Genomic DNA, 9482 nt, shown 5'->3' with positions numbered 1-9482 from the left:
TGGCTAACCTAACACGACGCGGACCGGACGGGAGCCCTGTGGATCAGACCGTTCGCACCGTGACCACCGGCGTCCGTCGCGGCACCCGTCCGGTGATCCTGCTCCTGGCCACCCTCCTGCTCGCGGGACTGTGCGTCGCGTCGCTGGCGATCGGGAGCAAGACCATCCCGTTCGGCGAGGTGTTCAGCGTCCTGTTCGACCCGCACGGCGGTGAGACGGAAGCCATCGTGCGCGGGCTGCGGCTGCCGCGAACCCTGCTGGGCCTGTTCGCGGGCGCGGCACTGGGACTGTCCGGCGCGCTCATCCAGGGCCTGACCCGCAACCCGCTGGCGGACCCGGGCATCCTCGGCGTCAGCGCGGGCGCGGGCTTCGCCGTGGCGGTGGCGGTCGCGGCGTTCGGGCTGTCGTCGTTCTACTCCTACGTGTGGTTCGCCTTCGCCGGGGCCGCCATCGCCAGCGTCGTCGTCTACGCCCTGGGCAGCCACGGCCGCGGCGGCGCGACCCCGGTGAAGCTGGCGCTGGCCGGGGTGGCGATGCTGGCGCTGCTGACCTCGCTGACCAGCGGAGTGCTGCTGCTCGACCCGAACGCGCTGTACGTGTACCGCTCGTGGGCGGTCGGTTCACTGACCGGGCAGGACACCGCGGTGGTCGCCCAGATGGTGCCGTTCCTGGTGGTCGGGGCGGCGTTGGCGGTGTCGGTGGCGCCCGCGTTGAACAGCCTCGCACTGGGCGATGACGTGGCGTCCTCGTTGGGGCGCAGGCTCGGGCTGATCCGGCTCGGCGGGGTTGTCGCGGTCACGCTGCTGGCCGGGACGGTGTCGGCGGTGGTCGGGCCGATCGTGTTCATCGGGTTGGTGATCCCACATGTGGCGCGGGCGATCACCGGGTCGGACTACCGGTGGATCTTGCCGTACACAATGGTCCTGGCGCCGTGTCTGGTGCTGGCCGCCGACATCCTGGGACGGGTCGTGGCGCGGCCCGGGGAGATCGGCGTCGGCGTGATCACCGCTTTCCTCGGGGCGCCGTTCTTCATCGCGCTGATCCGGCGTCGTCGACTCGCGGAGTTGTGATGGCCCTCGTCGAACTCACCCGCCAGCCGGGCCGGATCGCCGTCCGCCTCGGCCCCACTTCGGCGATCATCCGACCGCGGATGCTCGGCGTCTGCCTGGGACTGCTTCTCGCCTCGGCACTCCTGTTCGCGGTCGAACTGTCCTTCGGCGACTACCCCATCCCCCTGCCCGACGTCGTCCAGGCGCTCTTCGGCGTCGGGGACCGCGCGACGCTCTTCGTCATCGAGGAGCTGCGTCTTCCCCGTGCCCTGGTCGGCCTCCTCGCGGGCTGCGCCTTCGGGGTCTCCGGCGCCCTCTTCCAGACCCTCACCCGCAACCCGCTGGCCAGCCCGGACATGATCGGCCTGAGCGCCGGCTCCGCGACCGCCGTGGTCGCGGGGATCGTCCTCGGGTTCGGCTCCGGACTGGGCACCCAGGCCCTCGGGTTGCTCGGCGGCATCGCCACCGCCGTGCTGATCTACGGGCTGGCCTGGAAGGGCGGCACCACCGGCTACCGCATCGTCCTCGTCGGCATCGGCGTCTCCTGGATGTGCACCAGCCTCACCAGCTACCTGCTGGTCAAGGCCGACATGTGGCAGGCCCAGCAGGTCCTGCGCTGGATCATCGGCAGCCTCAACGGCGCCGACTGGGTGCACGTCACCCCGCTGGCCTGGGCGACCGTCACGCTCGGGATCGCCGTGCTCCTGCTCTCCCGGTGGCTGCGCCTCCTGCAGCTGGGCACCGACGTCGCCACGGCGCTCGGGGTGCCGGTGCGGTTCGCGCAGCCCGCGCTGATCGTCACCGCCGCGGCGCTGGTCTCCTTCGCCACCGCCGCCACCGGGCCGATCGTCTTCGTCGCACTCACCGCCCCGCAGATCGCCCAGCGGCTGACCGGCAGCGCCTGGCCGCCGCTGGTGGCGTCCGGGCTGACCGGGTCGTTCCTGGTCCTGGGGTCCGATCTCATCGCCCAGCGCGTCATTCCCGGCACCCTGCTGCCCATCGGCGTGGTGACCGGCGCGCTCGGCGGACTGTTCCTGTTGTGGCTGTTGACCCGCGCGAACCGGGTCGGGTCTGGAGGCTGACCGAATGCGACCCGAGATCGCGCCGACACTGCGGGCCGAGGGGCTCGCGGTGTCCTATGGCGACCGCTCCATCATCACCGACCTCGACCTGACGGTCCCGCCCGGCAAGATCAGCGTCATCGTCGGCGCCAACGCGTCGGGCAAGTCGACGCTGCTGCGGTCGCTCGCCCGGCTGCTGTCCCCGGCCGCGGGCCAGGTCTGCCTGGACGGCGAGTCCATCCACGCCATGCCAACCCGCAAGCTGGCCCGGATGGTCGGCCTGCTGCCGCAGTCCCCGGTGGCGCCCGAGGGGATGACGGTCATCGACCTCGTCGGCCGCGGCCGCGCGCCCCACCAGAGCTGGTGGCGCCAGTGGTCACACAGCGACGAGGAGACCGTCCGGCACGCGCTGGAGCTCACCTCGATGCTGGACCTGGCCGAACGCCCGGTCGACGAGCTGTCCGGCGGCCAGCGCCAGCGGGCCTGGATCGCGATGGCCCTGGCCCAGGACACCGACATCCTGCTGCTCGACGAGCCCACCACGTTCCTCGACATGGCCCACCAGATCGAGGTGCTCGACCTGGTCATGGACCTCAACCGCACCCGTGGCCGCACAGTGATGATGGTGCTGCACGACCTCAACCAGGCCTGCCGCTACGCCGACCACATCGTGGCGATGAAATCGGGCCGGATCGTCACCCAGGGACCGCCCGCCGAACTGCTCACCGCCGAACTGGTCGACGAGGTCTTCGACGTCCGGTGCTCCGTGGTCACCGACCCGGTGAGCGGAACGCCGCTGGTCATCCCCATCGGTCGGCACCACGAACCACGAAATGTGGCGCAGCACCCCTTCCCAATTCACTGATGCTGTGTTTAGCATAGGCTCACCTAAGAAAGCGTCGAGGAGAGTCATGTACGTCTGCATCTGCGCCGCGGTCAGCGAGGCCCGGGTGCACGCCTGCATCCTGGCGGGCGCCCGTACGGCCGAGGAGGTCGGCGACCGCTGCCAGGCCGGAACCGGCTGCGGCAGCTGCCTCGACCGCATCGACGACATGCTCGAAGATCACACGATGGCGGCCACAAGCGCCGCTTAGACGCGCCCTTAAGGGTGACCGCCACGCTTCCGTGGTGCGAGGTCACAGGTCTGGGTTTACGGTCGGGCGTCAACCCGTTCGACCGGAGGTGCCCCCGTGCGTGGCGACGAAGAAGTCATCGCGTTGCTCAACGAGCAGCTGACCAGCGAGCTCACCGCGATCAACCAGTACTTCCTGCACGCCAAGATGCAGGCGAACTGGGGCCTGACCAAGCTCGCCGAGCACACTCGCGCCGAGTCCATCGAGGAGATGACTCACGCGGAGATCATCACCGACCGCATCCTGTTCCTCGAGGGCCTGCCGAACTACCAGAAGCTGCTGCCGCTGCGCATCGGGCAGACGCTGCGCGAGCAGTTCACCGCCGACCTGGCCATCGAGGTCGAGGTCGTCGAGCGACTCCGCAAGGGCGTCCCGATGTGCCGCTCGAAGGGCGACGCGACCACCGCGGCCCTGTTCGAGAAGATCCTCGCCGACGAGGAGCACCACATCGACTACCTCGAGACGCAGCTGGAGCTAATGGACCGCCTCGGCGAGCAGCTCTACCTCGCGCAGACGGTCGACCGCCCGCCGACAGTCTGAGCCCCACAAGATCCACCCGACCCGGGTCCGGCACGCGCCGGACTCGGGTTTTCCTATGTGACCGAAAATCGGTCACTGGCAAAGACCAGCCGCCACGGGCTTTCGTGTCTGGTAACCCCTCCTAGTCGCGGCTGTAGCGCTCGTAGATCCGCTTCAGCTCGGCGTCGAGCAGCGGATGCAACTGCTGCGCGGCCTTCGCTTGGCCGGCGACCCGCGTCGGAGCATCGATCCCACTGGACTCGACGACCCGGCCTCGCTCCGCGTGTGGATGCTTCCATTCAGGGCCGCATCCAGCCGGGCAGGGGTGCTCCATGTCGCGCAGGATCGTGCCGCCCTCGCCGTCCGGCCAGGGTTGCTGCCACCGGATGACGCCGTGGCCGTCGCAGTGCGAGCACTCATTTGCGGACTTCTCCGAGGCCTCCACACCGCCGACAGTAGGGATTGCGGCCGCAGGCGTCGAGTCCGCTGCCGAGGCAGGCGGGACAGGTTTCCATCTCGACACCAGGGGGCGCGAATCGACGACGGAACATGGCTCCTCCTTGGAGTTCAACCGAGTTGGCTTGCAGGCCCGGACGTGGCGGGCGGTTTCCTCGAGCACCGCGGCGAGGTCGTCGGCCTTCTCCGGCGTCGACCATTCGATGATCAAGCCGGCGGCGTAGTCGTGCATCTTCGGCACCACGACGTCGGTCAAGACCTTCGCCAGCGCTGCCAGGTTCTTCGCGAGATCGACCTGTTCGAGGGAGGTCATGTGATCCTCGCCGGGACAAAGTCAATCGGTTGCAGCCGAAGCGCCGACGTTCCCCCGACATGTATGCCGATCTTGCTCGCGGCCAGGCGCACGGCGGGACCAGTGACGTACAGATCGGCGATCATCGAGACCGCCCGCCACCGTTGAACATGTGCATCACGGCCACGACAGCGCCGAGCCGCGCGCGTTCCTCGCGACGGACCTGCCATCGGGCGATGGCCGGCTCTGCCACGGCACCGAAAATCGCGAGCAGGGCGACGAAGCCCATTAGGACTACGACGGCGATCATTCGTCATCATCTCGATGCTGGCCGTGCTTGAGGCCAACAACGGCCCACGCGAGCGCGATCACAATGACGATCGCGACGATGATCCAAAACAGACTCACGCGTCACCTCCGGTATCGGAAGTGACGCTAAGAGTGACAACGATCTACGACAGGTACAGGTAGCCCCCCATCGTCAACGGGGACAATTTGTACCCCGGGGCTATACGGAGACGCCGATCGCGGACGCCAGAGCGCGAGCATCTCGCTCGACGATCCGGCCGCCGGAGGTGACAAGCTCACTGGCAAGGGAGCGCGCGAGCGGATGGCACATCATCGCCTCCTGTGACGTATTCACGGCGCGCTGAAGAACGTGCACCGCCACAGTGTTGTCCTTGCGTTGGCTGTAGGCGCGCGCCACCTCCAGCCAGACACGGGCCCGTCGATCCTGGGACGGGATGCTGTCCGGGTCGACGGCGTCGGCGACATCAACAGCCTTGCTGCCCTTGCGCAGCTCGACGTGCACAGAGACGCCAGTGAGGGTTGCGTTTGGGATTCCGAACAGGGTCGCCGCGTGCGCATAGTCGGGCATCGCCGCGGCCATCTCAGCCGCGTCGTCGAGGTAGCGCAGTGCGTCGCCCTCGCGGCCCATCTTGGCGCTGGTGATCGCGGCGTGCAGGCGAACGGCTCCCCAGAGGGCGCGCGCCTCCTGGCCGCTGTCGAGGCGCGGGGTGAGCAGGTCGGCCGCGTCTGTCGCGAGCCTGAGCGCATCGTCTTCGCGGCCGGTCACCCGCCAGACGTTGCCAACGACCCACGCTGCGAGCGCGAGCGCGAGCGGGTCGTCCGCCTGTTCGGCGCTGGCCATGCACCTGTCCGCGGTGAGCCACAGCAACTGGCCGTCAGCGACCCATGCAAGCAGCTGCTCCGACAGGGCGTAGGCCGATGAGAGTGCGGCATGTGCGCGGCGCCGCTGGTCTCCCTCAAGGAGGCGGGTCGACCGCCGACCGTCAGAGATGATCCTCGGCAGCACGGCACCCACAGCGGCACGAGGGCTCGGCGAGGAGTGCCAGAGGGCCCAGGCATCGCCGGCGCGCTGGACGAGCTGGTCGACGTCGACGGGCTCACCGGTCACGACGAGCATCTGGGACTCGATGGCTTCGCGCATCGCGGGCACGGCCTCGTGGCCTGAGCGGCCGGTGAGGTCCATTTCTATGCCGCTGATGTGTCGCCGGTGATCTCGGCGATGTGGACGCCAAGCGCACTGGCCAACTGCACGAGCATCGGCCACCGCGGCTCTTGAAGTCGCCCACGCTCGACGGCTTTGAGCCATTCGTCGGTGCGGCCGACGAGCCCGGCCACGACTGCACGGGTCTTGCCCTTGCGCATGCGGATCGTCTGCAGTCGGGAGCCGATCGACAGGCCTGCGAGTTCGTCGACGGACATACGTCCCACCCTTTTCGCCGAGGTGCCTCCACCGAGAGCCCCCGGTCCGTCGACCGGGGGCAAACAACCTCGGCGAGAGGTGCACGGTCATCCTACGGGTGGATCCAGTCGCGGACTACCGATCTTGTAAGACGTTAGGGGCAGAGTCGGACGATGCCTTCGAGGATGACTTCCCGCCCGCTAGTGCCGGTGGCGGGCGCATTCCCGCGAGCCGGGGATGCGCCCGCCTGGAGCTGTTAACTTTGGAAACCATGGCGAACCCGAAGGTCGGCGAAGCACTGCGGCGGCTGGGAATCGGCGCCGAGGCGGCCCGGATCTACCTCGCGCTGCTGGATCTCGGGCCGACACCGCTGAACGCCGTCGAGGGGAAGGCCGGGGTGGCCCGCGAGCAGCTCGGCCCCGCCTACGCCGAACTGGTCGACGCGGGTCTGGCCAGTGCCATCTCCGACGAGTCCGACACCGTCGCTCCCCTGCCGCCCGCCGCGGGCCTGGAGATCCTCGGCAGGCACCGGGCGGCCGAACTCGACGAGTCGCGGATCGCCGTCTCCGGGGCGTTCGAGTCGTTCCGGCGGCTGCGGCTGGCCGAGTACAACACCAACCTCGTCGAGGTGGTCACCGGCGACGCCATCGGCCCGAGGATGCGGCAGGCGTGGGCCAGCGCCCGCACCGAGATCCGCCAGTTCGACTCGCCGCCGTACGTCCCGATCGTCGACGCCACCGCCGACTCGCTGGCCACGCTCGCCCGCGGCGTCACGCAGCGGGTCGTGTACTGCCGCGAGTCGCTGGAGTACCCGGGCAACCTGGAGGACAGCATCGACCCCTGCGTCGAGGCGGGCGAGCAGGCCAGGGTCCTGCCGTCGGTCCCGGTGAAACTCGTGATCATCGACGACGCGTTCGCCCTGGTGTCGCTGTCGGTCAAGGAGGCCGACGTGGCCAACTCGATGCTGATCGTGCAGCCGTGCGGGCTGTTCTCCGCGCTGGTGGCGCTGTTCGAGGAGTCCTGGCTCAACGCCTTGCCGTTCTACGGCCGCGAACCGCAGCCGCAGCGGCTGCTGACCGCCGACCGCAGGCTGCTCGCCCTGCTCGCGGGCGGCGTGTCCGACGACGACATCGCCCGGGAGCTCGGGGTCAGCAGGCGCACCCTGTTCCGCCGAGTGGAGCTGCTGATGACCCGCCTCGGCGCCACGACCCGCTTCCAGATGGCGCTGCAGGCCCAGCGGCGGGGTTGGCTCTGATCGGGGAATATGTCTTTCGGGGTAGTTCCCGAGGCTGACACTCGGCGGATAGTCAAGACCGAGGACGGTCGTGCCCGGTGGCCGCCGCGCGGTTGTCTTGGGCTGACCGTTTCCACCGAGCACGAGGAGCGACGATGGGCACACCGCGGGGAAAGGCGCCGAGCACGGGAGGGTCACCCCGGCCGGGTCGCGCGGTGGTCGTGTCGGTCGTGGTGGGGGTTCTGCTGGCCGGGTGCCAGCCCTCGGCGAACAACGGTGTCCCCACGCCGTCGGCCGCCCCGGAGCCGGAGACCGACAGCAGGCTCGCGGCGTTCTACAAACAGTCCGTCAAATGGGAGCCGTGCGACAAGCTCGAGTGCGCGAAGCTCACCGTGCCGGTGGACTACGCGAAGCCGGAGGACGGACGGACATTCACCCTGCCGCTGATCAAGGCCGCGGCGACGAAGCCGGAACAACGGATCGGGGTCCTCATCGCAGGGGCGGGCGGACCGGGCCAGTCCGGTGTCTCCATGCTCAAGGACCTGGCGACCAGCTGGCCCGCCGAGGTCCGCGAGCGGTTCGACCTGGTCAGCTTCGACCCGCGCGGCGTGGGCGGCAGCGAGCCGCGGCTCAAGTGCGAGACCCAGGGCGAGCCGCCCGCCGAGAAGCGACCTGACCTGCCGCTGGTCGGCGAGATGGTGGCGCAGAGCAAGCAGTACGCCGAGGCGTGCCTGAAGCACACCGACGCCAGCGTCCTGAGCCACGTCGGCACCGCCGACGTGGTCGGTGACCTCGACGTGCTGCGGGTCGTGACCGGCCAGGAGAAGCTGACGTACGTCGGATACTCCTACGGCACCCGGATCGGCCAGCTCTACGCCGATCGATTCCCCAAAAAGATCCGCGCGATGGTGCTCGACGGCGTCGACAACATGTCCCTCGACTGGCGCGACGACCCGATCCAGCAGGCCGAAAGCATCGAGCAGGCCCTGCACGCCTACGCCCGCGACTGCGCGGCACGCACCGGCAAGCCGTGCCCCGGCCGCACCGAGGCGGAGATCATCGCCACGGTGAACCGGGTGATCGACAAGGCGGACAAGGCCGGGGACGGGTCCACGATCCGCGGCGACATCTCGGGCAAGCTCACGTTCCCGCAGGAGTGGCCCGAGCTGTCGGAGATCGTCATCAACGCGGATCGGCCCGCGGAGCCTCAGGAAGAGGAACAGACCGAGCAGACCGAGGAACCCGCCACGGACGACACGACCGAGGCGCTGACCGTGGTGAACTGCCTGGACCGGCCGCACCCCTCCGACCTGGCCGCCTACGAGGAGGCGGCGCAGCGCATCCGCGACGTCTCCCGACTCGCCGACGGCTCCGAGCTGCTCAGCTGCGCGTTCCTGCCGCCGTCCACGAGCAAGCCGAAGGTGATCCGGGCCGAGGGGGCGCCGACGATCCTGCTGGTCGCGACCACCGTGGACGCCGCGACCCCGTACCGGTGGGCCCAGGCGCTGGCGGCGAGCATGCCCTCGGCGGCGCTGCTGACCAACGAGGACATCGGGCACTCGGTCTACGGCGGGACCTCGCCCTGCGTCGACGCGGCCGTCAACCGCTACCTCATCGACCTGACCCCGCCCGCAGCCCCCGCCAGGTGCGGCGTCAAGGCGGGCAGCTGACATGTGATGCTGTCTCCCGATCGGTCGAACAGACGAACGGGAGAGCTCAGCCATGCGGGACGTCCTTGGCCGGTGGCGGCTCCCCATGGTGCTCGCCGAAGTGCTCCTCGTGGCCTGCGTGACCGCCGTGACGGCGCACCTGGCCGACCAGCTGCCGGTGTGGGGCTGGCCGGGCGTGCTGTACGCGACCGGCCCGGTGCTGACCGCCGTGGTCGCCCTCGCGGCCCTGGCGGTGCTGCTGCGGCGATGGTCGGCGTGGGTGGCGCTGCTCGGGGCGGTGGTGCTGTTCGGCGTGTTCCCGGCGACCGCGGTCGCGCTCGCGGTCACGCTGGAGGAGCGGACGGCCGCGGTGTGGGCGGC

12 protein-coding genes are annotated in these 9482 nt (G+C 69.6%); 8 read left to right on the top strand and 4 right to left on the bottom strand.

Going from position 1 to position 9482, the window contains the following annotated elements; genetic code table 11:
* Positions 1-59: 59 nt before the first annotated feature.
* The 5 genes from ACRDSQ_RS21550 to bfr all read left to right on the top strand — a co-directional run bounded on the left by ACRDSQ_RS21550 (position 60) and on the right by bfr (position 3783).
* Positions 60-1070: a FecCD family ABC transporter permease gene (locus ACRDSQ_RS21550; RefSeq protein WP_431423567.1), complete on the top strand. Its 1011-nt coding sequence runs from the start codon at positions 60-62 to the stop codon at positions 1068-1070.
* Positions 1070-2131, top strand: a complete 1062-nt coding sequence (locus ACRDSQ_RS21545; protein WP_431423566.1) for a FecCD family ABC transporter permease — start codon at positions 1070-1072, stop codon at positions 2129-2131. Before ACRDSQ_RS21550 ends, ACRDSQ_RS21545 begins: the two co-directional genes overlap by 1 nt.
* Positions 2132-2135: 4 nt before the next feature.
* Complete coding sequence (locus tag ACRDSQ_RS21540; protein WP_431423564.1) at positions 2136-2975, top strand: ABC transporter ATP-binding protein; 840 nt, start codon at positions 2136-2138, stop codon at positions 2973-2975.
* Between the two features lie 46 nt (positions 2976-3021).
* Positions 3022-3204, top strand: coding sequence for a (2Fe-2S)-binding protein (locus ACRDSQ_RS21535; protein ID WP_431423563.1), 183 nt, complete (start codon positions 3022-3024; stop codon positions 3202-3204).
* A gap of 96 nt (positions 3205-3300) precedes the next feature.
* Complete coding sequence (bfr, locus tag ACRDSQ_RS21530) at positions 3301-3783, top strand: bacterioferritin (protein ID WP_431423562.1); 483 nt, start codon at positions 3301-3303, stop codon at positions 3781-3783.
* Positions 3784-3904: 121 nt separating this feature from the next.
* On the opposite strand, the gene ACRDSQ_RS21525 is transcribed toward bfr, so the two are convergent.
* The 4 genes from ACRDSQ_RS21525 to ACRDSQ_RS21510 form a co-directional block, all read right to left on the bottom strand.
* Positions 3905-4531 (bottom strand): hypothetical protein, encoded by a 627-nt coding sequence (locus ACRDSQ_RS21525; RefSeq protein ID WP_431423560.1) that lies wholly within the window; start codon positions 4529-4531, stop codon positions 3905-3907.
* Positions 4532-4652: 121 nt separating this feature from the next.
* Positions 4653-4820 (bottom strand): hypothetical protein, encoded by a 168-nt coding sequence (locus ACRDSQ_RS21520; protein ID WP_431423559.1) that lies wholly within the window; start codon positions 4818-4820, stop codon positions 4653-4655.
* 198 nt (positions 4821-5018) lie between these two features.
* A complete protein-coding gene (locus tag ACRDSQ_RS21515) occupies positions 5019-6002 on the bottom strand; it encodes a helix-turn-helix domain-containing protein (protein WP_431423558.1) in 984 nt (327 codons plus the stop codon).
* Positions 6003-6004: 2 nt separating this feature from the next.
* Positions 6005-6238 carry a helix-turn-helix domain-containing protein gene (locus ACRDSQ_RS21510; RefSeq protein WP_431423557.1) on the bottom strand — a complete coding sequence of 78 codons (234 nt, stop codon included), beginning with the start codon at positions 6236-6238 and terminating at the stop codon, positions 6005-6007.
* 251 nt (positions 6239-6489) lie between these two features.
* On the opposite strand from ACRDSQ_RS21510, the gene ACRDSQ_RS21505 reads away from it, so the two are divergent.
* The 3 genes from ACRDSQ_RS21505 to ACRDSQ_RS21495 all read left to right on the top strand — a co-directional run.
* Positions 6490-7473 carry a helix-turn-helix transcriptional regulator gene (locus ACRDSQ_RS21505; protein ID WP_431423556.1) on the top strand — a complete coding sequence of 328 codons (984 nt, stop codon included), beginning with the start codon at positions 6490-6492 and terminating at the stop codon, positions 7471-7473.
* Positions 7474-7607: 134 nt separating this feature from the next.
* Entirely contained in the window at positions 7608-9122 is a 1515-nt protein-coding gene (locus tag ACRDSQ_RS21500) for an alpha/beta hydrolase (protein WP_431423555.1), read from the top strand.
* Positions 9123-9174: 52 nt separating this feature from the next.
* Positions 9175-9482, top strand: a 308-nt coding sequence (locus ACRDSQ_RS21495) for a hypothetical protein (RefSeq protein ID WP_431423554.1), incomplete at its 3' end; no start/stop codon positions are given.

It is taken from the genome of Actinokineospora sp., from assembly GCF_050699995.1.
Lineage (GTDB): Bacteria > Actinomycetota > Actinomycetes > Mycobacteriales > Pseudonocardiaceae > Actinokineospora.
The sequence above is the reverse complement of the archived record's forward strand: the minus strand, read 5'-3'. Positions and strand labels throughout refer to the sequence as shown.